The sequence below is a fragment of the Phenylobacterium sp. GW823-FHT02A09 genome (assembly GCF_058797775.1).
Genome location: NZ_JBXAJZ010000004.1, coordinates 256849 through 281479, shown reverse-complemented (window position 1 = coordinate 281479; position 24631 = coordinate 256849). Strand labels below are relative to the sequence as shown.

The following is a 24631-nucleotide window of genomic DNA, read 5'->3' as shown; positions in this document are numbered from 1 at the left end:
GCCTGCGACATACCGTCCCGTTCCGCCCACGCCTTAAGCGTTTGGTGTCCACAGCGGGCGCAGCATCGCCGAGACGCGCGGGAAACCCATGACGGCTCGGACCTGGTTCTACAATCTGGCGCTCGCCAGCGGCGTGGCTGTGGCCTACGGCGCGAGCATGGCGTTCAGCCTGAACCTGACCCGCGAGGGCGGCGGCATCGCCACGATCTGGCTGGCCGGCGGCATTCTGGCGGCGGGCTTCCTGTTGCTGCCGCGGCGCTGGGGCTTGGCCGCCGCCTTCGCCTGCTTCGCCGTGCAGTTCGCCTACAACTTGGTCGTCGGCAATCCGCCGGTGGCCGCAGCCACGTTTCCGGCGCTGACCATCGGCGAAGCCGCCGCCACCGCCTGGCTGGCGCGAAAATTCTGCGGCGAGACCATGCGGCTGACCAGCATGGCCCGGGTGACGCGCCTGCTGCTGCTGGCCGTCGCCCCGGCCACCGGCCTGACCGCAATCCTCGCCGCCGACGTCTTCACGCTGTACGGCCGCAGCTTCAACACGGTGCTATCTGGCTGGTTCTACGGCCACGCCCTGGGCATGGCGATCATGCTGCCGGCCTGCCTGATGGTCGTGCGCCCGGACATGATCCGCGACTTCCGCCGGTCGCCGGCCGAACAGCTCTGCCTCTACAGCCTGGTCGCGGCGATGAGCTTCGTCACGCTCCTCCCCGTGCGTTTCCCGCTGTCGCTGCTGCTCTTCCCGCTCATGGCCCTGCTCGCCTTCCGGCTTGGACCGCGCGGCGCGGCGGTCGGCGCGATGATCATGGCCGTCGTCCTCTCCAGCCTGATCGTCACCCTGCCCGCGCCGATCAACGGCGCGACCTGGAGCCTGGCCGAACGCACGCGCAGCTTGCAGTTCCTGATCGCCATCAACTTCTTCACCAGCCTGGCCACCGCGATGGTGATCGCCGACCAGAAGCGGATGAAGCGGCTCTGGGCCAGCCGCACGCGCATCGCCCGCGCCGCCCAGGGCCGCGCCATGGCGGCCGGTCAGGCGAAGACCGAATTCCTGGCCACCATGAGCCACGAAATCCGTACCCCGATGAGCTCGATCGTCGGCTTCACCGAGGTGCTGCTCAAGCGCGACGACCTGCCCGAACCGGCCCGCCGCCAGCTGGCGCTGATCGACCGCGCCGGCGCCTCGCTGCTGACCGTCGTCAACGACATCCTCGACTTCTCGAAAGTCGAGGCCGGCGAGGTCGAACTGTCGCCCGCGCCGGTCAATCCGCGCAGCGTCGCCCAGGACGCCCTGGCCATCGTCGCCGAGGCCGCCCGCCGCAAGGGCCTGGATCTTCAGCTCGGCTTCATCGGCCCGGTCGAGGCGCCGGTGATGCTCGACGACCTGCGGGTGCGGCAGATCCTGCTCAACCTGCTCTCCAACGCCATCAAGTTCACCGACCAGGGGCGCGTGCGGCTCGACCTCCAGGCTATCGAGACGGCCGATGGCCTGCTGTTGCGCTTTCGCGTCACCGACACCGGCCCCGGCGTCCCCTCGGAACAGGCCGTGCGGCTGTTCAAGCGCTTCAGCCAGGGCGACTCCTCGGTCAGCCGCACCCACGGCGGCACCGGTCTGGGCCTGGCGATCTGCCGCGGCCTGACTGAACTTATGGGCGGCAAGATCGGCGTCGAGAGCAAACCAGGCGCCGGCGCGACCTTCTGGTTCGAACTCCCGGCCCCACGCGCGGCCGGCGCAGTGCGCGAAGTCGCCGAGGCGCAGAGCGCCGCCCCGCTCGCCGCCCGCGTGCTGCTGGTCGACGACCATCCGATGAACCGCGAGCTCGGCGCCACTGTCCTCGGCCTGCTCGGCTGCGAGGTGATCCTGGCGGAAAACGGCGAGGAGGCGGTGGCCGCCGCTCAGACCAGCGGCTGCGACCTGATCCTCATGGACGTACACATGCCGCGCATGGACGGACTGGAGGCGACGCGCGCCATCCGCGCCCTGGGCGGCGTCTGCGCCGGGGTGCCGATCATCGCTATGAGCGCCGACGTGATGCCGGAGATGGAAGCCGCCTGCCTGCGCGCCGGCATGAACGCAGCGGTCGGCAAGCCCATCCAGATCCAGGCCCTGCACGACGTCCTCACCCGCTGGCTGGGCGAAATCAGCGGCGTCGCCGCGGCCTGAACTTTAGCGTCGCGCGGCCTTGGAACGGCGCGCGCCTGCGCTTAGGCTCCCCGCGCTGAAAGTTGGGGAAGTCGATGAAACTCCTGCGCCTCGCCGCCGCCGCGCTCGCGGCCCTCGTCTGCGCCTGTTCTCCGAGCCAGAAGGACGAGGCGGCCAAGGCCCCTGACGGGCGCACCACCATCCGTTTCGCAACCGACTGGCGCGCCCAGGCCGAACAGGGCGGCTTCTATCAGGCCGTGGCGACCGGCGAGTACGCCAAGCGCGGCCTGGACGTGCAGATCGTCCAGGGCGGTCCGGGCGTGAACGTGCCGCAACTGCTGGCCTCCGGCGCGGTCGAGGCGGGCATGGGCTCCAACAGCTTCATTGTCATGAACCTCGCCAAGGAAAAGATCCCGGTGAAGGCCGTCGCGGCGATGATGCAAAAGGACCCGCAGGTCCTGATCGCTCATCCCGACCAGGGCCTGGAAAAGATCGCCGACCTCAAGGGCCGCCCGATCCTGCTGTCGGACGCCTCGGTCACCGCCTTCTGGGTGTGGCTGAAGTCGAAGTACGGCTTCACCGACGACCAGGTGCGCAAGTACACCTTCAACGCCGCGCCGTTCCTGGCCGACAAGCGCGTCGTTCAGCAGGGCTACGTCACCTCCGAGCCCTACACCATCGAGAAGCAGGCCGGCCTGAAGCCCAAGGTCTTCCTGCTCGCCGACGAAGGCTATCCTGGCTACGCGACCATGGTGATGGTTCCCGACAGCCTGATCGCCAAGAACCCGGCCGCCGTGAAAGCCTTCGTCGAGGGCTCGGCCGCCGGTTGGAAGAGCTATCTCTACGGCGACGCCGCGCCCGGCGACGCGCTGATCCGCAAGGACAACCCGGAAATGACCCAGGACGTCCTCGACCAGGCCCGCGAGAAGCTGAAGTCGTACGGCATCGTCGACTCGGGCGACGCTCAGGCCGGCGGCGTCGGCGTCATGACCGACGCCCGCTGGGCCGAGTTCTTCAACGTCGCGTCCAGCCAGGGGGTCTATCCCAAGGACATGGACTTCAAGAGCGCCTACACGCTGCAGTTCGTGACGCCGGCCGCGAAGTGACCCTCGCGGCGCTGAAGGACGTCGAGGTCGACTATCCGGGGCGCGGTCGGGCGCTGGGTCCGATCGACTTGAGCGTGGAGACCGGCGAGATCCTGGCGTTGGTCGGGCCGTCGGGATGCGGCAAGTCCACGGCGCTGCGGCTGCTGGCCGGTCTGGAGGGCCCCACGCGCGGCACGCTCGAGCGCACGCCCGGCCGCGGCGAGACCGCGGTGGTGTTCCAGGCCCCCACGCTGGCCCCCTGGCTGACGGCGCAGGCGAACGTCGCGCTGCCGCTCGAGCTGAGCGGGACCCCGACCGAGGAGGCCCGTCGGCGCTCACGCGAAGCGCTGGGGCGCGTGGGGCTGTCGGGCGCCGAGACCGCGCGGCCGGCGACGCTGTCGGGCGGCATGGCGATGCGCGCTTCGCTGGCCCGCGCCATGGTCACCGAACCGCGCCTGCTGCTGCTGGATGAACCCTTCGCCGCCCTGGACGAGATCACCCGCCGCACCCTGGCCGATGACGTGCTGAGCCTGTGGGACGCCTCGCGACCGGCGATCGTCTTCGTGACGCACAACGTCGAGGAGGCCGTCTACATGGCCGACCGCGTGGCGGTGCTGACCCGCGGCCCGGGGCGCCTCGCTGGCGTCGCCAAGATCGACGCGCCGCTGCCGCGCCCCCAGGGCTTCCGCACCTCGGAAGTCTTCCGCGCCGCGGTGGAGCAGGTGTCAGGACTGCTGGCCCAAGGCATGGAGGCGGCCCGATGAGCCGCATTCTCGCTCCCCTGGCGCTCGTCGCCGCGCTGCTGGCGGCCTGGGAGATCGCCGTGCGGGCGATGGGGATTCCGGCCTACTTCCTGCCGCCGCCGTCCGGCGTCGCGATCGCTCTGGTCGAGAACCTGCCCAGTCTGGCGGCCGCGGCCTGGGTCACGCTGTCCACCGCGCTGATCGCCCTCGTCGTCGCCAGCCTGATCGCCGTCGGCCTGGCGGTGATCGTGGGCCTCAATCCGCTGCTGGAGGCCGCCGTGCGGCCGCTGGCGTCCGTGCTGCAGGTGACCCCGGTCGTGGCCATCGCGCCGTTGGTGCTGATCTGGGCCGGCATCGACCATCCCGAGCGCGCGATCATCGCCCTGGCGGTGCTGGTGGCGTTCTTCCCGATCTTCTCCGGCGCAGTGACCGGCCTGCGGGCGGCCGATCCGGACCTCGAGCGCCTGTTCGACCTCTATGGGGCCGGCCGATGGCAGCGGGTCATGCGGCTGCGCCTGCCCTCGGCTGTGCCGTTCCTGCTCGAAGGCCACAAGGTCGGCGCCGGCCTGGCGATCATCGGGGCGGTGGTCGCCGAGTTCGGCGCCGGGTCGGGCGGCGTGCGGGGCCTGGCCTGGCAGATCCTCGACGCCGGCAACAAGCTGCAGACCGCGCGGATGATCGCGGCCCTGGTGGTGCTGGGGCTGATGGGGGTGGCGCTGCACGCGCTGCTCGACCGCGCCGAGCGCGTCGGGCTGACATGGTGGCGCGGGCGTTAAGCTCAGCCGTTAGGCGAGCTTTAAGCGGCTTGCGGTTAACGCTGACGCCATGCGCGCCGTTCTCGCCATCGTCGTCGGCCTCGCCTGCCCGCTGACCGCCGCGGCTCAGACCGCCGGCGACCGCTATGGGCCGGCCCCCGCCGCCCGCCTCAACCAGGTCTCTGCGGAGGCCTATCAAGGCCGCGCGCTAAGCTGGGCGAACAAGCAGGCCGTCGTCCAGACCGCGGGCGTGACGTTGCCGCAGTCGCCGGCCCCCTATCGCCAGCAGCCGACCTACGCCCCCTTCCAGCCGCAGGTTCCGCTGCCGCTGCAGGCGCGCGCCACCGGCGCTCAGCAGCCGCCAGTGCAAGTCCAAGTGCAGCAGCCTCCAGTGCAAGCCAAGGTGCAGCCGGCGGCGAGCATCTACACGCCGCCCCCCGCGCAACCAACGCGCTTCTCGCCGCCGCAGCAGCAGCAGCAGCAGCAGCAGCAGCAGCAGCAGCAGCAGCGATGGTCTCAGCCCGCAGCCGCGGCGCAAGCTCAACCGCAACCGCAATCGCAATCGCAATCGCAATCGCAGCAGGCCCGACCGCAGGCCCAGCCGCAACGGGTGGCCGCCATGGTCCAGCCCGGCATGGCCGGCGCGCCCCGGCTCTACTCGGTGCACCGCGGCTACGGCATGACCCCGGACGCGATTCCCGAACCGCCGGCCGGCGGGCGCTATGTGCTGATCGGACCGCCCGACGCGCCGCCGAGCGCCAAGACCGACGACGACGATGCGCCGGACGCCCGTCCGGGCGCCTTCTGAAGAAGACGCTTACATGGCCCGCAGCAAGCTTCACGACCTGATCGAGATGGCCAAGGAGCCATCCAGCGAGCGCCGGCGCGAGCTGCTGCGCGGGGTCACGGACCTGTTCTTCACCAGCGACGACGTGCGCGGCGGCGAGGAGCTCGAGCTGTTCGACGACGTGCTCAGCCAGCTGGCCGGCGAGATGGAAGAGGCCGTGCGCGGCGAACTGGCGGCGCGCATGTCGACCGCCGCCAGCCCGCCGCGGGGGCTGCTGCGCGACCTGGCCCGCGACGTCTCGATCGACGTCGCCCGGCCGGTGCTGGAGAACTCCCGGGCGTTGACCGACGACGACCTGCTGTCAGTGGCCCGAACCCGCGGCCAGGACCATCTGCGCGCCATCTCGCAGCGGCCGACCGTGTCCGAGGCGGTGTCCGAGGCCATCGTCGAGCGGGGCGACGACGCCACCCTGGGCGTGCTGCTGGCCAACGAAGGCGCGGCGATGTCGCGCGAGGTCCAGGAAATGGTGGTCGACCGCGCGGTCGAAAACCCGGCGCTGCATGAGGCGGTGGTCACCCGGAAGTCGCTGCCTGTCGACCTGCTGAACGAGATGTATTTCGTGGTCGAGGCCCGGCTGCGCGGCGAAATCCTGGCCCGCAACGAGGCTGTCGATCCGGCCCAGCTGGACGCCGCCCTCGCCGCCGGCCGCAAGCAGCTGGCGTTCCGCGACGGGGCCCTGCCCTCCGACTATGCCGAAGCCGAAAAGCAGATCCGCGTCCTGCGGCTGCGCGCGGCGATCACGCCCCAGGTGCTCGCCGGCTTCCTGCGCGCACGGGAGACCACCAAGTTCCTGGTGGCGCTGAGCGAACTGGCCGACATCGACTTCCACACCGCCCGCCGGATCCTGGAACGTCGCGAACTCGACGCCCTGTCGATTGTCTGCAAGGCGGCCGGGTTCGAGCGCTCGCTCTACCTGACCTTCGCGGTGCTGATCCTCGACCGCGACGCCAACGCCATGGGCCGCGCGCGCGAGTACGGCGAGCTTTACGAGAACCTGCCCCGCGAAGCCGCCCAGCGCACGATCCGCTTCTGGCGCATGCGCCGCAAAGCCGGCGACATGGCCGCCGCCTAGGGGGCGGCGCCCTCCTTCGACGCGGGCGGCGTCGGAGCCTGATACCGGATCGGCACGTTGATCGTGCCGCCGATGGTCGGCAGTCCGTCATCCGTCCACGGGCGAATCCGGAAGGACTCCGAGAGCGCCAGGGCCGCCTCGGCGAAGCCGAGCCCCGCCGGATCTTCCTTGCTCACCGCGCAGCCCTCGAGATTGCCGCCGGCGCCGGTGACGCAGGTCATCGTCACGCGCGCCTGCGCGACCCCGGCGTCCAGCGCCTTGCGAGGATAGCCGGCGCTCATCGCATCTCCCGAAGGCAGCACGGCCCACGACGCCTTGCCGACGACCCGCTTCTCAGGATCGAGCATGTCCGGCGTGAAGACGAATGGCACCTGCGTCAGGGTTCCGGCGATCGGCTTGCCGTCTGCGAACTGCGTCGGGGCCTGGAACTTCGGCAACAGGGACTTTGCCGCGGCGCCGAACGCCATGCGCGGCGGCTCCTCGGTCAAGGTGCTGCACGTGGTCAGGCGGCCATCGGCCTTCAGGGTGCAGCGGAGGGTGACGCGGCCGGCGACGCCGGCGGCCCGGGCCTTTTCCGGATAGACCGCGGCGACTTCGGCATAGGTCGGCGCCTGATCCCAGACGAGGTTCGAAACCACCTTGCGGGTCATCGGCGGCATCGCTCCGCCAGGCAGATGCGAGCCAGTAACCCTGGGCGACAGGCCGCTGAAGTTGATGGGGATCTGAACGTTGGAGACGACCGGCTTGCCGTCGCGCGTCGCCGGCGTCATCAAGAACTGCGGCGTCAGGGCGATCGCTGCGGCGCCAAATCCCATGCCCTGCGGCTGTTCGCCTTGGACCTTGCAGTCGTAGAGCGCGCCCTGGACGCTGACCAAGCAGCTGATCACGGCCTTGCCGTTGACGCCCTTTTGCCAGGCTTCGGTCGGCCAGACCGCGAACAACTGCTCGGGGGTCGGCTTCTTTCGCCAGTCGGCGACCGTCTCACCCGCCTGCGCCGCGTCCCCGATCAGGCACGCCGCCAAGATCGCAGCCAATCCCGCACGATACATGCAATCCCCCCGGTTGCTCGCGCCATGCTGGCGTAAGCGACCATGGGTTGCAAGGCTTACGGGGCCGGTCGGACGGGGACCGCGTTCGCCAGCCGCTCCAGCGCGTCGGCGGCGATAATGCTGAGCGAGCGGAGCCCGAGTTCGCCGAACACGTCGAGGGCGGCGTTGAGCGCCATGGCCGCGTTCGCCCGCTCGCCGCGGTCGAGACCGGTGATGTCCATGCGCGCTTCGTAGAGGCGGGCCAGATTGACCTGCAGCAGCGCCCAGGCCGCCGGCTCGCGCTTGGCCGAAATCGCCGCCAGTTCGATCTTGAAGGCGGCCTCGGCGGCGTCCAGCACCGTCAGGTCGCCCGACAACTCGGCCGAACGCGCCAGGCACAGCGCCCGGTTCGAGGCGCCGAACGCCCGCAGCGACAGGCCCGGCGTGCTCTTCAGCACATGCGCGGCGCGGTCGTAGCAGGTGACGGCCTGTTCGTAGGCGCGCTCCGAGGCGCCCGCCTCGCCCAGCGCCTGCAGGCCCTGGGCCAGCGCCGTCTGCACCCGGGCCCAATCAAGCGGGCTGTGCTCGCGCGACAGTTCGCCGACCACGTCAGCCAGGGCGCCGACCGCCTGGGCCAGCACCTCGACTTCGCCGGCGTTCTCGCCCTGCAACGCCATCGCCTGGCCGCGCAGCGCCCCGGCGCGCGCCCAGCTCAGCGGCTCGTAGGCCGGGTCCAGCCCTTCGGCGGCTCGATCGGCCTCCTGCCGTCCGAGCGCCAGGATGTCGTCGTCGCGCAGCCGCGCGCCCCAACCGATCAGGATGTCGGCCAGCACCAGGCGCGCCTCGACCGCCAGCAGGCGGGCCGCGCGGCAACGCCGGGTCAGGCTTTGCAGGCCGGCGATCGGGGCTGCGAAGCGCAGGGCCACGGCCCGGGCGGCTCGAGCGTCGCCGGTGGCCATCTGTTCGCGCGCCTCGATGGCGGCGATCCCGATGTCGGCCAGCGGCAGCGAAAGGCCGCCCCGCGCCGCGGCGCGGGCCTCGCGGAAGGCGACGTCGGCCGCCGCGTTCAATCCTTCGTCGCCGAACACCTCGGCGCCGAGCATGGCGCAGAACGCCTGCTCGCAGCGGGCGCGGGCCCAGCCGTCGGGCCGGCGTTCACGATCGAAAGCCTCGGCGGCCGCTTCGGCGGTGGCTGCGGCCTTGCGCAGGATGGCGGCGTCGCCGGAACGGCGGGCGACCTCGCGCCAGACGATCGCGCTCTCCAGGCGTCGCTGGGCCTTGTCCTTGGCGCCGACCCGGCCGGCGGCGATGTCGGCCGCGCGGCCCTCTTCGGTGATCATCCGAAGGTCGAGCAGCTCCAGCAGCGAGGCGTCGCCGCCGGTCAGCCCGTCGCGGGGGGCGTTCACGGCGTCTGCGCCGAACAGACGCTTCAGCTCTCGACCGAACTCGAACATGCGAAGGCTCCGATCACCTCGCGACGTCTCAACACGGGACGCCTACGGAAGGTTCAGACCGGAAACAGCAAAGCCGGAGCCGAGTTCGTAAACAAGTGGTTAACGCGAGGGTTATGGTTAACAATAACTAAATAAAATGTGTTCGGCGCCAGCCGCGTTCTGGCGCCGAACTTGCTTAACGGCTGTTAAGCACGTTCCTTGGAACGCTCGAAGCCGATCTTCGGGAAACGCTCGCCGACATAGCCGATTTCCCAAGCGGACTTGGCGAGGAACACCGGCTGGTCGTCGATGTCGGTGGCCATCGCGCCCTTGTGCTTGTTGGCGAAGTCCTCGACATCGGCCTTCTCGCCCGACAGCCAGCGCGCCTCGGAGTAAGGCGCGGCCTCGAAGATCACTTCCAGCTGGTACTCGTTGGCCAGGCGATCGGCCATGACTTCGAACTGCAGCTGGCCGACGGCGCCGACGATGAAGTCCGCGCCGATGACCGGCCGGAACAGCTGGGTCACCCCCTCCTCGGCCAGGCCTTCCAGCGCCTTCTTCAGGTGCTTGGCCTTGAGCGGATCCTTGACGCGGACGCGTTGCAGGATTTCCGGCGCGAAGTTCGGCAGGCCGGCGAAACGCAGCGTCCCGGTTTCCGACAGGCTGTCGCCGACCCGCAGCACCCCGTGGTTCGGAATGCCGATGACGTCGCCGGCGAAGGCCTCCTCGGCCAGTTCGCGGTCCGAGGCGAAGAACATGATCGGCGCGTTGACCGACAGCTGGCGGCCCGTGTTCTGCACCTTCAGCTTCATGCCGCGGTTGAACCGGCCCGACGTTAGTCGCAGGAAGGCGATCCGGTCGCGGTGGTTGGGGTCCATGTTCGCCTGGACCTTGAACACAAAGCCGGTGACTTCCTTGTCGCCCGGCGCGACGTGGGTCTCTTCCCCCGCCCGCACCGCCGCGACCGCTTTCGGCGGCGGCGCATAGGCGCCCAAGCCGGCCAGCAGCTGGTCGATGCCAAAGTGGCGCAAGGCTGAACCGAAGAACACCGGCGTCATGTGCCCTTCCAGGAACGCCTTGGGGTCGAACGGCTTGGACGCCTCGCGCACGAGCATCGCGTTCTCTTCGAGCTCAGCCTGTTCCTCGGGATCGAGGTAGCTGACCACCGCATTGCCCTTGAACGCGACCGAGGCCGGATGCCCCTCGTCGGAATCCGAGCCCTTCTTGGCGAAGGGGAAGAATTGCTCGTTGCGCAGGTCCAGCATGCCCTTGAACCGCCCGCCGGACCCAGCCGGCCAGAACAGCGGCGCCGGGTCGAGCGCCAGTTTCGAGGCGATCTCGTCGAGCAGTTCAATCGGGTCCTGCGCCTCGCGGTCCATCTTGTTGATGAAGGTCACGATCGGGATGTCGCGCAGGCGGCAGACCTCGAACAGCTTCAGGGTCTGCGGCTCGATGCCCTTGGCGGCGTCCAGCACCATGACCGCCGCGTCGGCCGCGGTCAGGGTCCGGTAGGTGTCTTCCGAGAAGTCTTCGTGCCCGGGCGTGTCGAGCAGATTGAACATCAGCCCGTCGTGGTCGAAGGTCATCACGCTGGCCGAGACCGAAATCCCGCGCTCGCGCTCGATCTTCATCCAATCGGAACGGGTGCGGCGGTTCTCGCCGCGGGCGCGCACGGCCCCGGCCGCCCGGATCGCCCCGCCGGCCAGCAGCAGGTTCTCGGTCAGGGTCGTCTTACCGGCGTCCGGATGGGAGATGATGGCGAAGGTGCGCCGGCGCGCGGCCTCGGCGGCGGGAGAGGTGCTCATGGACGGCGCTTAGCGCAGCGCGGCGCTGGGCGAAAGCCCGCGTTATGCGGCCAGGCGCCGCCAGACCTGGCGATCGGTCCACACGGTGTCCAGCATTCCCTGGTCCTGGCGGCTCGACAGCCGCGCCATCACCTCGAAGTCGACATTGGCGTAGCGCAGGCTCACGTCCTCCGGCGCGCAGCCATAGGCCGGGGCGACGAATAGGGCGGCGTTGATCGAGGGGGCCTTGGCGATGATCAGGGTCGCCAGCCGCTTGGCCCGTTCGGGCCGGTCGAAGTGCAGCAGCGGCTCCTCGGCATAGAGCTCCTGGCCCAGCTTGCTGACCACATTGAACGGCAACGCCCGGAACCTGCGACCCGCCACTTTCGGCGAGAGCTTTGCTCCACTCAGGTTCAGGACGACGTCATTCAGCAGGAAGAGCATACCAAGCAAGCGCTCGCGTTCGTGGAACGCTGCTGTGTGCCACGAGCGTGCTTTCGCGCCCGTTGAGAAAGGCGGTGAATCGCGCGCTAACCGCGCTGGTCAGCCCTGTTCGACAGGCTCGATCAGGAAGTGGCGGCCTTCGCGGTCCTCGATCTCCACCACCCAGATGTCGGGGTCGATGCGGATCGCGCGCTCGATGTACTTGTCGAGATCGGCTTCCTGGTCGGACACCTGCGGCCTCATCCAGACCCGCTCGCCGTCGCCGCGGGTGGCTTCGGCATAGAGACGGCTCGTGCCGTCGCCGCGGTTCAGCACCTTGACCAGCACGCTGCCGGCCCGCGCGTCGCCCTTGCGCACCACGACCGCAAAGCCGCCGCCCAGCTCAACGCGGCGGATCAGGGCCGCGACCCAGATGTCGGAGGAAAGCAGCATGGTCGTCGAACGGCGTCTCGATAACGGAACGGAAAGACCGGGACACTAGGCTCGGCCGCAAGATCTCGAACCTATACGAGAAAAACAGAAGGCATGACGAGTACGCGCAGAACCGCGCGGCGCGTCGTGTGTGGATGGATGGGGCTGGCCGCGGCGGGGGGGCTTCTCGCAGCGCCCGGAGTCTCGGCTGCAGCCGCGGCCGCCGACCTCTTCTACGAACGCACGGTGATGACCGCCGCCGACGCCAGGTGCAGCCTGTTCGCGCCGCCGGTCGGCGCGGCGCTGGCGGCTGGCCGCATGCAGGCGCATGGCGCGGCGATCCGTTCGGGCGCCGACAAGGCCGAGCTGGCCCAGCTGGAACGGCGCGCCCGCGCCAAGGCCGCAGCGACGCCATGCAAGTCCGCCGACATGACCCTGGCCGCCGGCCGCGTGCGCGAGGCCTTCGAGGGCTACGCGCAACTGACCCGGATGACCTATCCCGGCGAGATGGCCGAATGGCGCGCCGACCGCTCCGGCGGCGTCCGCTGGCGCCTGCAGCAGTCGGCCAGCTTCGGCTGGAACAAGATGGTCTTCGGCCTGGCCGGCCGCGAAGGCGCCAACGCGCTGATGGCGGTCGCCAACTTCGCCGACGGCAAGACCCCCTATGGCGCGCGGCTGGTCCTGCGCGACGCCGACGCGACCCTCGGGCCCTATCTCGACGCCCGCGGCCAGCCCCTGAGCAAGCTGCCGCTGGCCAGGCGCCTGCCGCCGGCCGCCGGCCGCAACACCTACACCGCCGAGGCGCGCAGCCCGGCCGGGCAGGATCTGCTGCCCAAGAGCTTCAAGTCGGGGTGGGCGTTCCGCTTCCCGGCCGCGGCGGCCCACGCCCTGGCCGAGCTCGATCCGCGCGAGGCCGTGGCGGTCGAGTTTCTGTTCGCCGGTCCTGACGGCGAGGTCGTCCGCCGCGCCTATGTGGAAGTCGGCGATTTCGCCGCCGGCCGCGCCTTCCTGCAGGTCGCGACCCGCTAGGGCGCGTTCGCCGCCGCCGGCTGATCGATCACCGGCAGGCGGACCGAGACCGTCGTCCCTTCGCCCAGCCGGCTCTCGATGATCATCTCGCCGCCGTGCAGTTCGGCGAACGAACGCACGAGCGACAGCCCAAGACCCGTGCCCGCCGCGCGCTGCGCAGCCCCGCCGGCCTGTTCGAACGGCCGCCCCAGCCGCGTGACGTCCTCGGGCCCGATCCCGACCCCGGTGTCGGCGACCAATAGCTCCATCACCGAACCGTCAGCATGCAGGGTCACCGTCACCGATCCGCCACGCGGCGTGAACTTCAGGGCGTTGGAAATCAGGTTCAGCGCGATCTGCTTGAGCGCCCGCCGATCGGCGAACACATCCAGCGGCTCGCGCGGCAGCAGGCCGCGCAGCTGCACGCCGGCCCGGTCCGCCTGGCCGCGCATCAGCCGCAGGACGCTCGACACCGCCTCGCGCCCGTCGAACGCCTCGCGCGCCAGTTCGAAGCGTTCGGCCTCGATCTTGGACATGTCGAGGACGTCGTTGATCAGGTCGAGCAAGTGACCGCCCGACTCGTGAACCAGCTCGGCGTACTCAGCGTAGCGATCGGACAGCGGCCCGAACAGCCGCTGACGCATGATGTCCGAGAAGCCCATGATCGCGTTCAGCGGGGTGCGCAGCTCGTGGCTCATATTGGCCAGGAAGCGCGACTTGCCCGCGTTCTGAGCCTCCGCGTCGCTGCGGGCCTGCTCCAGCTCCAGCTCGCGCGCGTGGGCCGCCGCGGCGTCGCGCAGCACGCCGATCAGCCGGCCGGAGTTGGTGCGGCGCAGGCTGACCGCCAGCCAGGCCTGGGGCTCGGCCGCCGGTGCGAATGCGACCTCTGCCGCGCCGTCCGCCCGCGCGGCGGCCAGCGCCTGGCGCAGCCGCGGACGATCGGCTTCGCTCGCCAGGTCGACGATGGTCAGCCCCGTGCTGGAGACGCCCCGCGCGCCGGCCGGTTCGCGGCCCCAGGTCCGGCCGATCAGGCCGCTTTGATCGAGGGTCGCCAGCAAAAAGGGCTGCTCGTCCAGCACTTGGCGAAGCTGCGCCAAGGCCAGGCGCTGGCGTCGGTCCTCGCGCCCCATGTTCCGCTGCAGGACCACCAGCGCCGCGGCCAGGCCGAGCACGGTCGAGGTGAGCGCAAAGGCGCTGACCACCGCCGCGGCCGCGGGGACCAGCACGTATCCGGAGAGCGTCAGCCCGCCGATCGCCGCCACGCCGACCGCCGCCAGCGAGACCGCCGCCCCGAGCGCCAGCCGCTCGCCGCGCCCAACGCCGACGGCCGCCACCAGCGGCGCTAGGCACCAGACGGCCAGCGGACTGCCCACGCCGCCGGTCAGCGCAGCCGCGCTCGCCGCCGCCGCCCCGAGGCCGACGATCGCAAGGATCGAGACCAGGCCTGCGGACCTGGTCGTCGATAGAGTCCTGGCGGGCGGACTTTCGATCACGGGCGGGCTCGCAGCTCCTTTGGCGGGCGACTCGACAGAGGATTGTTGTCCTTAACTCTAGCGGCGCGGGCGAGTCCCTGCGAGGCCGCTCGCGCCGCGGGCGACCCGAGTTGGGTACATAGTCCGGCGAGGCCCCCGGCCGTCGAAACCAAATCGTAAGCGCGGGCTGGCTAGGCTCCGCTCAGTACCGGAGCGCGAGGCTCGTAGAGTTTGCACATGGCCCATGCGGCTTATCTTCCGCCCGACGCGTCTCGGGCCTCGGCCCCTGAGCCGGACGCCCGAGCGGCCGCGCGCCAACGCCGGGACGTCATCGCCGACGAAGCCAAGCGCTCGTTCCTGCGCATGGCCAGCCATGAACTGCGCACGCCCCTGAACTCGATCCTCGGCTTCTCGGAGATCCTGCAGTCCGAGCTCTACGGCCCGCTCGGCGCCCCGCAGTACAAGGAATATGCGAGCATCATCCACACCAGCGGCGCACGTCTGCTGCGGCTGGTGAACCAGGTGCTCGAGATCGCCCGGCTAGAAGGCGGGGCCATGGATTTCGACCTGCGTCCAGAGTCGCTCGATCACGCGCTCGACGACGTGCTCGACGGCCTGCGCGAGGACACCGGCCCGCGCGGCGTCGAGGTGATCGTTCTGCAGCGCGGCGCCTTGCCGTCGGTCACCGCCGACGCCCGCGGGCTACGCAACCTGCTCAGCAACCTGATCCAGAACGCGGTGATCTTCTCTCCGGATCGCGCGGTCGTGCGCGTCTACGCCACCCGCGCCGGCGAACATGTGGAGATCGCCGTCGTCGACGATGGCCCCGGCGTCGACCCGCAGGACATTCCCCGCCTGCTGCGGCCGTTCGAACAGGGCGAGAATGCGCTGACCCGGCGCAGCGAGGGGGCCGGTCTGGGACTGCCGATCGTCGAACTGCTGTGCACCGCCATGGGCGGCCGCCTGCAGTTGAGCTCGGCGCCCGGCCAAGGGCTGACCGCCCGCGTCCGGTTGCCCGGCGGCTAGGCGATCTGACGGCGAAAGCCGTTGCACAAGCGCGCCCCGGCGCCTAAGTCGCCATTGCTATGAGCACGATCGACAACGCCCTGGCCGACCTGGTCGAAGAGTTCGACCTCCTTGGCGACTGGGAAGAGCGCTATCGCTACGTCATCGATCTGGGCCGCGAGCTGGCGCCGCTATCGGACGCTGAGCGCAGCGACGCCAACAAGGTGCGCGGCTGCGCCAGCCAGGTCTGGCTGGTGACCGAGCCCCAGGCCGATGGCGCGGTGACTTTCCGTGGAGATTCCGACGCCCACATCGTGCGGGGCCTGATCGCGGTTCTGCTGCGGTTGTTTTCCGGCCGGAGACCGGACGAGATCGTCGCCTTCGACGTGAAGTCTGCTTTCGACCGACTGGGACTGGCCGGCCATCTTTCGGCCCAGCGCTCCAACGGTCTCGCCTCGATGGCCGCCCGGATCCACCGCGACGCCGAAGCGCTGACCGCCGCGTGACGGTTCAGGCGGCGCGGATGCCGCTGGAAACCGTGTCGCCCTGGACGCCGACCACGGCGTCATAGCCGAGGATCATGTCGACATCGGCGCCGTTCGAGGCCAGCGGCAACCGCAGCCACAGGATCGAGATGTGCGCCGCTCCGCGCCAAGCCAGGCTGTGCACGCCCACCGAGGGGCGGCGCTCTTCGACCACCTTGGTCAGCTCGCGGCGCCAATAGTCGGCGGCGTTGGCGCTGTAGGCTTCAGGCAGGGTCCGGCCGGTGATCTCGCGGCCATAGACGCCGTAGAGCCCGGTGCCGGCCAGGCGCAGGCGGAACTCCAACGGGTCGCGGCGGACGTCGATCAGGCTGATGGTCGGCAGCAGGCGCTTGAAGTCGTCCGGGTGGATGTCGTCGCGCCCCGGCAGACGCCCGCTGCGCCGCAATCCGGCCCAATAGGCGTACAGTTCCTCGTGTGCGCGCGCGGCCGCCGCTGAAGCCCCCATCTGTGCGGCCATATTCAGATTCCTTAACAACCCCTTGGAATCACGACGAATCACTTATCGCCCAGAGGGTGATTCTCCGGCAAGGGGAAATCCTAATCGCGCGGAAAGAAATCGGGCCGAAAGGTGGCGGAGCTTGACCGTGGCGCGGGGACGCACCGGCTTCATGCGCCATGAAAAACGCCCGCCGGTGAGGGCGGGCGTTCGGTAGTCCGTCTTGGCGAAACGCTTACTTGGAGCGCTTGCGCGGGGCCTGCCGGCCGCCCTGCCCCAGGCCCATCTGCTTGGCCAGGTCCGAGCGCGCCTTGGCGTAGTTCGGCGCAACCATCGGGTAGTCCTTCGGAAGGCCCCACTTCGCGCGGTACTCTTCCGGGCTCATGTTGTACTTGGTGCGCAGGTGGCGCTTGAGCGATTTGAACTTCCGGCCGTCTTCCAGACAGACCAGATGATCAGGCGTGATCGACCGGCGCACGGGCACGGCCGGCTCCTTAGGAGCCACTTCCTGCACGTCGGAACCGGTGGAAATGCCGGCCAGCGCCCGATGGACACTCTGGATAAGGTTCGGGAGGTCGGCAGCAGCCACCGAATTGTTCCCGACATAAGCGGAAACAATATCCGCCGTCATCTCAATGACTTCCGACTTCTCGTCCATATTTCTCGGTTCCGTGAGTGCGGGTGCACCAAGTTGGGGGATGACTGATTCACGACATCAGTGGACGCGTTGATATCTGGAACCCAACTGAAGCACAAGCATACAATACGTTGCTGTTCTTCTAGGAACACGCTTATCGTTAAGTCTAAGCGTCGCGGTGCACCGATCGGTTGTGCAATACCTACTATTGCGACGCGGCAATGCGTCGCAACCTGTAGTGATTAGCGGCCAAAGTCCTTGGAAAACGCCAGCATGGCGGCCTTCTGCGGACCTGAGTATTCGTCGAAGCCGTCTTCGTCGCCGTCGCGTATGGCGCGCAGCAGAGCTGGTGTGAGCGCAGAGGTCAGAGACCAGTTCCAATACCTGAGCACGGTCTGCGCACGGTCCACCGCAATCATGTCGTAGACCAGTAAAGCGCGCTCCAAAGCGCCGGACGGCGCGCCGTCGGCCTCGGTCTCGTCGCGCTTGAGCCCGCGCCAAAGCGCGCGGATCGCCGCCTTCGGCAGGCCGGTGGCCTTGCAGAGGATCGCCAGCGGCTCGCCGCCGGCGTCGGTGAAAATCTTGGCGCCGGTCATCGGCTTGAGGCCGGACAGGTAGGAAATTTCCTCGGCGACCTCGCGCGTCACGCCGTCGGCGGCCGCGGTGATCGCCGCCTCCAGGTTGTCATAGGGGCTGCGCTCGACAGCCGCGCGGTTGCGCTGCCGGCGTTCGATGAACTGCAGCGCCTTGCGCGACAGCGAATCCTGCCAGCGCTCGGCCGCCGCCATGGCGAAGATATCGCTCGTCGCGTCCTGCAGGACTTCACGAGACACCGCGAAGCGCTGGAGGATCACCCGCCGCGCCTCGGCGTCGGCCCACCAGAACAGCACGTAGGCGTGCGCCGGGCGCAGCTCGGGGCGCCGCAGCAGCATCGTCGTCAGCCGCGGGTCGCCGCGGGTCAACGCGACCACCGCCTCGATGCCGCCCGTCGAGAACCTCGCCTCGTCGTTCTTGAGCAGGCATTCGAGGACCAGCACCTCGCCGAACTCGATCAGCACGTCGCAGACGACTTCGCTGACCCCGCGCCGCAGCGCGATGAGTCGCCGGTGCTCGAGGTTCATCAGCCGGGCGCAGTCGAGCAGATCGGCGTCCGACAGGGTCGCGGCGTTGAGCAGCAGCTCCTCGGCGATGTCGACCTCGTCGCGCAGCAGCAGCCGCGCCAGGCCGGCGGGGATCTCGGTCAGTCCGGAGATCCGGCGCGCCACCTTCTTGCGCTCGACCGGCTCGGCCTCGCGCAGCATGTCGGCCAGCAAGTCGGCGGTCATCGCCCGCTCGAAGGCGTTGATGCGCGAGATCGGCAGGCAGACGACGTCCGCCAGCCGCTTGAGCAAGTTCGCCCGCGCCCGCGAGGCGGGCGGGGCGTCTAGCTCGGTCATCAGCGTCGGCAGGTTCATGCAAGGTCCGAACGAATACCTGCCGCTATCGAATCACATTGCGCTTAACCGTGTGTTCACTTGAAGGTCGGCGCCGACCAGTGCTCCCAAATGTCGGGCAGGTCGCTGGAGACCTTGTTCGGGAACGACGGCGGCCGCTTTTCGAGGAACGACATGACGCCCTCGCGGGCATCGGCCATCGCGCCGCGGGTCTGGATGCCGCGGCTGTCGGCGCGGTGCGCCTCCATCGGATGCGACGCTCCGGCCATCCGCCACAGCAGTTGCCGCGTCAGGGCGATCGAGACCGGGGCGGTGTTCTCGACGATCTCCTTGGCCAGGGCCCTGGCCGCCGGCAGCAGGTCGTCCGGCGCATGCAGCGAGCGCACCAATCCGCGGTCGAAGGCTTCCTGCGCCGGGAACACGCGGCCGGTGTAGCACCACTCCAACGCCGTCTGGACGCCGACCAGGCGCGGCAGGAACCAAGACGAGGCCGCTTCCGGGTTCAGGCCGCGGCGGGCGAACACCAGTCCGAAGCGGGCGTCGGTCGAGGCCATCCGAATGTCCATCGGCAGTTGCATGGTGACGCCCACGCCCACCGCCGGCCCGTTGATCGCCCCGATCACCGGCTTGAGGCTGTCGTAGATGCGCAGCGAGACCAGGCCGCCGCCGTCGCGCTGGACGCCCTCGCGGGTCCGCGCCGCCCGATCCTCGCCGCCGCGCTTGTCGTAGTCGAAGGTCTCGCCGCCGGCCGAGAGGTCGGCGCCGGCGCAGAAGGCGCGCCCCGCGCCGGTGACGATCACCGCCTTCACCGCATCGTCGCCGTCCGTCACATCGAACGCCGCGATCAGGTCCTTCATCATCTGGGTATTGAAGGCGTTGAGCTTGTCCGGGCGGTTCAGGGTGATCGTCGCCACCCCATCCTCGACGCCGTAGCCGAGGGTCTCGAAACTGTGCGTGGCCATCTGATCCTCCCTGAAATTTCGTCTACTCCGCCCCGCTTGACGGACGGTCCGTCAAGGCCCGCATACTCGCCTTAACAACGATAACTTTGGGAGGACGGTCGAGGCGCCAGAGAGCGTCCGGCCGCCGCAAGGAAGAGTTCATGCATCCGGCCAGCCACGCCCAGACCCACCCCGACCGCGCCGCCTTCGTCATGGCCGGATCCGGCGAGACCGTGACCTACAAGCAGCTCGACGAACGCTCGAACCAGGGCGCTCAGCTCTTCCGCTCGCTGGGCCTGAAGACCGGCGACGTCATCGCCATCCTGATGGAGAACCACCCGCGATTCTTCGAGATCGCCTGGGCCGCACAACGCGCCGGGCTCTATTTCGCCTGCATCTCGTCGAAGCTGACCGCCGGCGAGATCGAGTACATCATGAAGGACTGTGAGGCGAAGGTGCTGGTCACCTCGACCGGCGTCGGGTCCGTGGTCGACGAACTGCCGCCTCTCCTTCCGGGCGTGAAGCTGTTCATGGTCGGCCAGCCGCGCGCGCCCTACGAGAGCTTCGAAGCTGCGCGCGATGTGCAGCCGGCCACGCCCATCGCCGACGGGAGCGCCGGCACCGACATGCTCTACTCCTCTGGCACCACCGGTCGCCCGAAGGGCATCAAGCCGCCGCTGACCGGGGCCCCGATCGATGCGCCCAGCCCGCTGGCGATGATGGCGCAGGGGCTGTTCGGCTTCCAGAACGACAGCGTCTATCTCTCGCCGGCGCCGCTCTATCACGCCGCGCCGCTGCGCTGGTGCATGAGCGTCCACCGCCTGGGCGGCACCGTCGTGGTGATGGAGAAGTTCGATCCGGAAGACGCCCTCGGCCTGATCGAGAAGTACAAGGTCGATGTCGGCCAGTTCGTGCCGACCCACTTCGTGCGGATGCTGAAGCTGCCGGCCGACGTGCGCGCCAAGTACGACGTCTCGTCGATGCGCTCGGCCGTGCACGCCGCCGCCCCCTGCCCGATCCCGGTCAAGGAGCAGATGATGGCCTGGTGGGGCCCGGTGATCCACGAGTACTACGCCGGCAGCGAGGGCAACGGCTTCTGCTACATCGGCCCGCACGACTGGCTGACCCACAAGGGCTCGGTCGGCAAGGCCACCACCGCCGAGCTGCACATCGTCGGCGAGGACGGCGAGGAGGTTCCGGCCCGCACCGAAGGCACGGTCTACTTCGGCGGCGGCACGCCGCTCAGCTACCACAACGCCCCCGAGAAGATCGCCGAGAACACCAACAAGTACGGCTGGACGACCCTTGGCGACGTGGGCTGGGTCGATGAGGAAGGCTTCCTTTATCTGACCGACCGCAAGAGCTTCATGATCATTTCGGGCGGGGTGAACATCTATCCGCAGGAGCTCGAGAACCTGCTGATCACCCACCCCAAGGTGGCCGACGCCGCCGTGGTCGGCGGCCCGCACGAGGAGATGGGCGAACAGGTCATCGCAGTGATCCAGCCGATGGACTGGAGCGCCGCGGGCGAAGACTTGAAGGCCGAGCTCGCCGCCTTCTGCCGCGCCAACCTCAGCCATGTGAAGTCGCCGCGCGTGATCGACTTCATGCAGGAGCTGCCGCGTCACCCGACCGGCAAGCTCTACAAGCGCCTGATCCGCGACGCCTACTGGGGCAAGGAAGGCTCGCGGATCGTCTAGCGTAAGACGGCCGCCGCGCCTGTCGGGGCGGCGGCCTCTTCGTCAGTAGGAACGGCCGATCAGGATTTCCTCGACGCCCGGCGCGCCGGTGAAGACGCACGGACCGAAGTTCGCCGGCTGCTGACTCGGCGCGTTGCGCAGGGTCAGCTTCAGCGCCTTGAGGCGCTCGACGACCTTGTCGAGTTCCGCGCCCGTCGGGCGGCTCCACGAGGCGCGCACCCAGCCCTTGAAGGCCGAAGTTTCCTCGTCCTCGTCCGAAAGCTGGCCGAAGTACTCGGCGACCTGCTCGAAGCTGGTCAGATCGCTGCGGATGTTGGCGTCCAGGCGGGCCTTGGCCTCGTCGAACAGCGACTGCTGGATCTCGGCCAGCAGCGCCGGAGCCTGGGCGACGAACTCGTCACGCGCCAGGGCCTGGGACTTCACCTTGTCGCCGTCGCGCAGGCGATCGCGGCGCATGAAGCTGACCTGACCGCCGGCCGCGTCGCGCGGACCGAGCTCGACGATCACCGGCGCGCCGCGGCGCACCCAGTTCCAGCGCTTGTCGCTCGACTTCTGGTCCTTGACGTCCAGCAGCGCGCGGATCGGCTCGCCGAGCGCGACCTGGGCGTTCAGGTCCTTCACCAGCGCCTCGGCGAAGGCCAGGACCTGGGCGTCCTCTTCCTTGCCGCGCAACATCGGCACGATGACGATCTGGCGCGGCGCGATGGCCGGCGGCAGGCGCAGGCCGTCGTCGTCGCCGTGGGTCATGATCACGCCGCCGATCATGCGGGTCGACGTGCCCCAGCTGGAGGTGTGGCAGAACTCCACCTCGCCGCTGTCGCTCTGGTAGCGGATGTTCTGGGCCCGCGAGAAGCTGGTGCCCAGATAGTGCGACGTGCCGGCCTGCAGGGCCTTGCCGTCCTGCATCATGGCTTCGATCGAATAGGTCGCGTCCGCGCCGGGGAAGCGCTCGTTCTCAGGCTTCTCGCCGGCGACCACCGGCATGGCCAGGACGTTCTCGGAGAACTCCCGGTACATCTCCAGCGCCAGCAGGGTCGAGGCCAGCGCGTCCTCACGCGTGGCGTGGGCGGTGTGGCCCTCCTGCCAGAGGAACTCCGAGGTGCGCAGGAACAGGCGCGTGCGCATCTCCCAACGGACCACGTTGGCCCATTGGTTGATCTTCAGCGGCAGGTCCCGATAGCTCTTCACCCAGCGCGAGAAGGCGTCGCCGATGATCGTTTCCGACGTCGGACGGACGATCAGCGGCTCTTCCAGCTTGGCGTCCGGATCGGGCTGCAGCTTGCCGTCGATGCTTTTCAGCCGGTGGTGGGTCACCACCGCCATTTCCTTGGCGAAGCCGTCGACGTGCTCGGCCTCCTTGGCGAAGAAGCCCAGCGGGATGAACAGCGGGAAGTAGGCGTTGTCGACGCCCATCTCCTTGATCCGCCGGTCCATGGTCTGCTGGATCCGTTCCCAGACGCCATAGCCCCACGGCTTGATGATCATGGAGCCGCGCACAGGGCTGGACTCAGCCATGTCCGCCTCGCGGACGATCGCCTGGTACCAGTCGGGGAAGGTCGACTTGTTGCCGGTCATCCGGCTGACGCTGAGAGCTCGTTGCATACGGCGCTCTTTAATGTCCCTGGCGGCGGCGTAAAGGCGTTGCGAGCGCCCAGACAGGTGCTAGACCTCGAACATCTGTTTCAATTGATTTGGGAGCAAACGATGAACCCGGTGGAGTTCAAGGATCTGGCCGGCCTGGTCGGTCAGGAAGTCGGCGTGTCGGACTGGGTCGAAATCACCCAAGAGCGAGTGAACCAATTCGCCGAAGCCACCGGCGACCATCAGTGGATCCACGTCGACGTGGAACGGGCCACCAAGGAAATCGGCGGCCCGATCGCCCACGGCTACCTGACCCTGTCGTTGATCCCGTTCCTGGGCGCCGGCATGCTGCCGATCAAGGGCGTGACCCGCGGCATCAACTACGGCTCGGACAAGGTTCGCTTCATCAACATGGTCCGCGTCGGCAAGCGCGTGCGGATGCGCCAGAAGCTGATCGGCGCCGAAGCCAAGGCCGGCGGCATGCAGCTGAAGAACGAGTGCACGATCGAGATCGAAGGCGAGACCAAGCCCGCCTGCATCGCCGAGACCATCTCGGTGGTCTACGGCGCCTAAGCGCTCCGACTGATCGTCAGAACATGAGAACGCCGCCCGTCATCGCGACGGGCGGCGATTTTCATTGCGGCGAGACCGCTTCCTCGGCCGAAGCGGCGCGCGCGCCGGTCATCGTCTCGGCCCGGGCGACCGTGATCGGCGCATGCGGGTCGTCCATGAGCGCCATCGTCTCGCGGATGAACTTGGCGTGGGTGACAATGCCGATTTCAAGCCGTTCGTTGTTCAGCTCGACCTGCTGGGTCAGCAGGCCGGCGATGAACTGAACGTCCTGGCCGGCGTCGGCGCCGCCGACCCGGCGATGGGCCGCCTGCGACATAAAGACCGGGCCGCCCGAATTGCCCGGGAACACCGTGAAGTCGAGCAGGAAGGTCGGGAACACCTGGGCCGGGGCCACCGGGAACGAGGCCACGCGGCCCGACCGCAGGATCGGGAAGCCCGCCTGGTTCGCCGCCAGCCCGCGCGGGAAGCCCAGGGCCATCATCTCGTCGCCGGCCCCGATGTGGTTCGACTGGAAGGTGTCGTCGCCGGCCAGCCACTGCATCGGGATGGCGGACTTGGCGAAGGCTTCGGGCGCGGTGATCGAGATCGCCGCGACATCGCGCGAGGGATGCTTGGTCCAAAGCTGCGCGCCGCTGGCGTCGCGGATCTTCAGCGTCTGGGGCGAGTAGCTCCAGCTGCCGTCGGGATTGGAAATCCGATAGCCGATCCGCGCCTCAGCGCCCGGCATTTTGGCCAGCACGTGGTTGGCGGTCACCAGCACCGTGCGCGGCGCGCCGTCGGGGCCTGTTTCCGCGATGAGGAACCCAGTGCCCACCGTGCGCGTTCCATCGCCCAGCGGCTGCTCCAGCTGGACGGTCGCGTGTATCAGCTCAACTGCAAGATCCAAGGCATTCGCCCCTAGAAACTAAAGAACTCGTACGCTCCCCGACGATGAGCGTTACTTAGTTAAGAACGCCGTTAGCGGAAAGTCCGCTTGACCGCGCCCGATTGCCGCGCGGCGCCTCCGTGTGCGCAATTAAGCGGCCAGTAGGGAGGCCAGCGCAAGACTCGCACGGAGAGTTGAGCCGAGCATGTTGAAGCGTATCGTCGCCGGGCTGCGGATCCCCCCGGCCTCCCTTGCAGAACTCCAGAACGGCGAGCTGGCGGTCCTGTCGACCGAGCGGTTGTTTGCGGGCAAACGCGCCATCCTCATGGGCATGCCAGGGGCCTTCAGCCCGACCTGCGCCCAGAAGCACCTGCCCGATTTCATCGGCAACGCCGAGCGGCTGCGATCGGCCGGATTCCAAGTGCTGGCCTGCATCACCCCCAACGATCCCTGGGTCATGGACCGCTGGGCCCAGGACCTCGACCCCGGCCGCAAAATCCGCTTCCTCTCCGACGGCAATCTCGAACTGACCCGCAAGCTCGGCCTCAGCGTGCGGGCCGACAGCTTCCACCTGGGCGAACGCAGCGCCCGCTACACCATGATCCTCAAGGACGCGGTGATCGAGAAGCTGGCGGTCGAGAACACCATCGAGGAGTTCGCCTGCACGGCGGTGGACGCGGTTCTGCTCTAGGCCTT

24 protein-coding genes are annotated in these 24631 nt (G+C 68.9%); 12 read left to right on the top strand and 12 right to left on the bottom strand.

Translation table 11 applies throughout. The features are described 5' to 3' along the window. Positions 1-88: 88 nt before the first annotated feature. From AC1Q87_RS17975 to AC1Q87_RS17950, 6 genes are all read left to right on the top strand, one after another. The gene (locus tag AC1Q87_RS17975) at positions 89-2158 is read left to right on the top strand and encodes an ATP-binding protein (protein WP_492610201.1); all 2070 of its coding nucleotides are present in this window, start codon (positions 89-91) and stop codon (positions 2156-2158) included. 74 nt (positions 2159-2232) lie between these two features. Further along, on the top strand, positions 2233-3243 hold the full coding sequence (locus tag AC1Q87_RS17970) for an ABC transporter substrate-binding protein (RefSeq protein WP_492610200.1): 1011 nt from the start codon (positions 2233-2235) through the stop codon (positions 3241-3243). Further along, complete coding sequence (locus AC1Q87_RS17965; protein ID WP_492610199.1) at positions 3240-3986, top strand: ABC transporter ATP-binding protein; 747 nt, start codon at positions 3240-3242, stop codon at positions 3984-3986. The genes AC1Q87_RS17970 and AC1Q87_RS17965 overlap by 4 nt, the downstream gene beginning before the upstream one ends. Next, positions 3983-4741, top strand: coding sequence for an ABC transporter permease (locus tag AC1Q87_RS17960; protein WP_492610198.1), 759 nt, complete (start codon positions 3983-3985; stop codon positions 4739-4741). Before AC1Q87_RS17965 ends, AC1Q87_RS17960 begins: the two co-directional genes overlap by 4 nt. A 49-nt stretch (positions 4742-4790) precedes the next feature. Further along, positions 4791-5528 (top strand): hypothetical protein, encoded by a 738-nt coding sequence (locus tag AC1Q87_RS17955; protein ID WP_492610197.1) that lies wholly within the window; start codon positions 4791-4793, stop codon positions 5526-5528. Positions 5529-5541: 13 nt separating this feature from the next. After that, complete coding sequence (locus AC1Q87_RS17950) at positions 5542-6639, top strand: DUF2336 domain-containing protein (protein ID WP_492610196.1); 1098 nt, start codon at positions 5542-5544, stop codon at positions 6637-6639. On the opposite strand, the gene AC1Q87_RS17945 is transcribed toward AC1Q87_RS17950, so the two are convergent. The 5 genes from AC1Q87_RS17945 to AC1Q87_RS17925 form a co-directional block, all read right to left on the bottom strand. Next, the gene (locus AC1Q87_RS17945; protein WP_492610195.1) at positions 6636-7673 is read right to left on the bottom strand and encodes a TonB family protein; all 1038 of its coding nucleotides are present in this window, start codon (positions 7671-7673) and stop codon (positions 6636-6638) included. The genes AC1Q87_RS17950 and AC1Q87_RS17945 overlap by 4 nt on opposite strands. A 71-nt stretch (positions 7674-7744) precedes the next feature. Continuing rightward, the gene (locus tag AC1Q87_RS17940) at positions 7745-9121 is read right to left on the bottom strand and encodes a hypothetical protein (RefSeq protein ID WP_492610194.1); all 1377 of its coding nucleotides are present in this window, start codon (positions 9119-9121) and stop codon (positions 7745-7747) included. Positions 9122-9306: 185 nt separating this feature from the next. Beyond that, positions 9307-10905, bottom strand: a complete 1599-nt coding sequence (locus tag AC1Q87_RS17935; protein ID WP_492610193.1) for a peptide chain release factor 3 — start codon at positions 10903-10905, stop codon at positions 9307-9309. A 42-nt stretch (positions 10906-10947) separates the two neighbouring features. After that, positions 10948-11268 carry a hypothetical protein gene (locus tag AC1Q87_RS17930; protein ID WP_492610192.1) on the bottom strand — a complete coding sequence of 107 codons (321 nt, stop codon included), beginning with the start codon at positions 11266-11268 and terminating at the stop codon, positions 10948-10950. A 159-nt stretch (positions 11269-11427) separates the two neighbouring features. Continuing rightward, on the bottom strand, positions 11428-11760 hold the full coding sequence (locus AC1Q87_RS17925; RefSeq protein WP_492610191.1) for a DUF1491 family protein: 333 nt from the start codon (positions 11758-11760) through the stop codon (positions 11428-11430). Positions 11761-11886: 126 nt separating this feature from the next. Between AC1Q87_RS17925 and AC1Q87_RS17920 the strand changes: the two genes are divergently transcribed. Continuing rightward, positions 11887-12768 carry a hypothetical protein gene (locus AC1Q87_RS17920; protein WP_492610190.1) on the top strand — a complete coding sequence of 294 codons (882 nt, stop codon included), beginning with the start codon at positions 11887-11889 and terminating at the stop codon, positions 12766-12768. Here AC1Q87_RS17920 and AC1Q87_RS17915 read toward each other — a convergent pair. Beyond that, positions 12765-14240 carry a sensor histidine kinase gene (locus tag AC1Q87_RS17915; RefSeq protein WP_492610189.1) on the bottom strand — a complete coding sequence of 492 codons (1476 nt, stop codon included), beginning with the start codon at positions 14238-14240 and terminating at the stop codon, positions 12765-12767. The genes AC1Q87_RS17920 and AC1Q87_RS17915 overlap by 4 nt on opposite strands. A gap of 216 nt (positions 14241-14456) precedes the next feature. On the opposite strand from AC1Q87_RS17915, the gene AC1Q87_RS17910 reads away from it, so the two are divergent. Both AC1Q87_RS17910 and AC1Q87_RS17905 read left to right on the top strand, forming a co-directional pair. Next, positions 14457-15245: a sensor histidine kinase gene (locus tag AC1Q87_RS17910; RefSeq protein WP_492610188.1), complete on the top strand. Its 789-nt coding sequence runs from the start codon at positions 14457-14459 to the stop codon at positions 15243-15245. Positions 15246-15304: 59 nt separating this feature from the next. Beyond that, positions 15305-15730, top strand: a complete 426-nt coding sequence (locus AC1Q87_RS17905; RefSeq protein WP_436062484.1) for a SufE family protein — start codon at positions 15305-15307, stop codon at positions 15728-15730. Between the two features lie 4 nt (positions 15731-15734). Here AC1Q87_RS17905 and mopJ read toward each other — a convergent pair whose 3' ends face one another. The 4 genes from mopJ to AC1Q87_RS17885 form a co-directional block, all read right to left on the bottom strand. Continuing rightward, entirely contained in the window at positions 15735-16226 is a 492-nt protein-coding gene (gene mopJ / locus AC1Q87_RS17900) for a motility/cell cycle regulatory protein MopJ (protein WP_492610187.1), read from the bottom strand. Between the two features lie 214 nt (positions 16227-16440). Beyond that, positions 16441-16863, bottom strand: a complete 423-nt coding sequence (locus tag AC1Q87_RS17895) for a Ros/MucR family transcriptional regulator (protein WP_056015959.1) — start codon at positions 16861-16863, stop codon at positions 16441-16443. 221 nt (positions 16864-17084) lie between these two features. After that, on the bottom strand, positions 17085-18296 hold the full coding sequence (locus AC1Q87_RS17890; RefSeq protein WP_492610186.1) for a DUF2336 domain-containing protein: 1212 nt from the start codon (positions 18294-18296) through the stop codon (positions 17085-17087). Positions 18297-18352: 56 nt separating this feature from the next. Continuing rightward, positions 18353-19237 carry a crotonase/enoyl-CoA hydratase family protein gene (locus tag AC1Q87_RS17885; RefSeq protein ID WP_492610185.1) on the bottom strand — a complete coding sequence of 295 codons (885 nt, stop codon included), beginning with the start codon at positions 19235-19237 and terminating at the stop codon, positions 18353-18355. A 140-nt stretch (positions 19238-19377) separates the two neighbouring features. Between AC1Q87_RS17885 and AC1Q87_RS17880 the strand changes: the two genes are divergently transcribed. After that, positions 19378-20916: an acyl-CoA synthetase gene (locus tag AC1Q87_RS17880; protein ID WP_492610184.1), complete on the top strand. Its 1539-nt coding sequence runs from the start codon at positions 19378-19380 to the stop codon at positions 20914-20916. Between the two features lie 42 nt (positions 20917-20958). Here the strand turns inward: AC1Q87_RS17880 and AC1Q87_RS17875 are convergent, their stop codons facing one another. Beyond that, positions 20959-22518: an aminoacyl--tRNA ligase-related protein gene (locus AC1Q87_RS17875; RefSeq protein WP_492610183.1), complete on the bottom strand. Its 1560-nt coding sequence runs from the start codon at positions 22516-22518 to the stop codon at positions 20959-20961. A gap of 102 nt (positions 22519-22620) precedes the next feature. On the opposite strand from AC1Q87_RS17875, the gene AC1Q87_RS17870 reads away from it, so the two are divergent. Further along, positions 22621-23070, top strand: coding sequence for a MaoC family dehydratase (locus tag AC1Q87_RS17870; protein ID WP_436062492.1), 450 nt, complete (start codon positions 22621-22623; stop codon positions 23068-23070). 61 nt (positions 23071-23131) lie between these two features. Here the strand turns inward: AC1Q87_RS17870 and AC1Q87_RS17865 are convergent, their stop codons facing one another. Further along, positions 23132-23956, bottom strand: a complete 825-nt coding sequence (locus AC1Q87_RS17865; protein WP_492610182.1) for a trypsin-like serine peptidase — start codon at positions 23954-23956, stop codon at positions 23132-23134. 184 nt (positions 23957-24140) lie between these two features. On the opposite strand from AC1Q87_RS17865, the gene AC1Q87_RS17860 reads away from it, so the two are divergent. Next, the gene (locus AC1Q87_RS17860; protein ID WP_492610181.1) at positions 24141-24626 is read left to right on the top strand and encodes a peroxiredoxin family protein; all 486 of its coding nucleotides are present in this window, start codon (positions 24141-24143) and stop codon (positions 24624-24626) included. Positions 24627-24631: the final 5 nt, after the last annotated feature.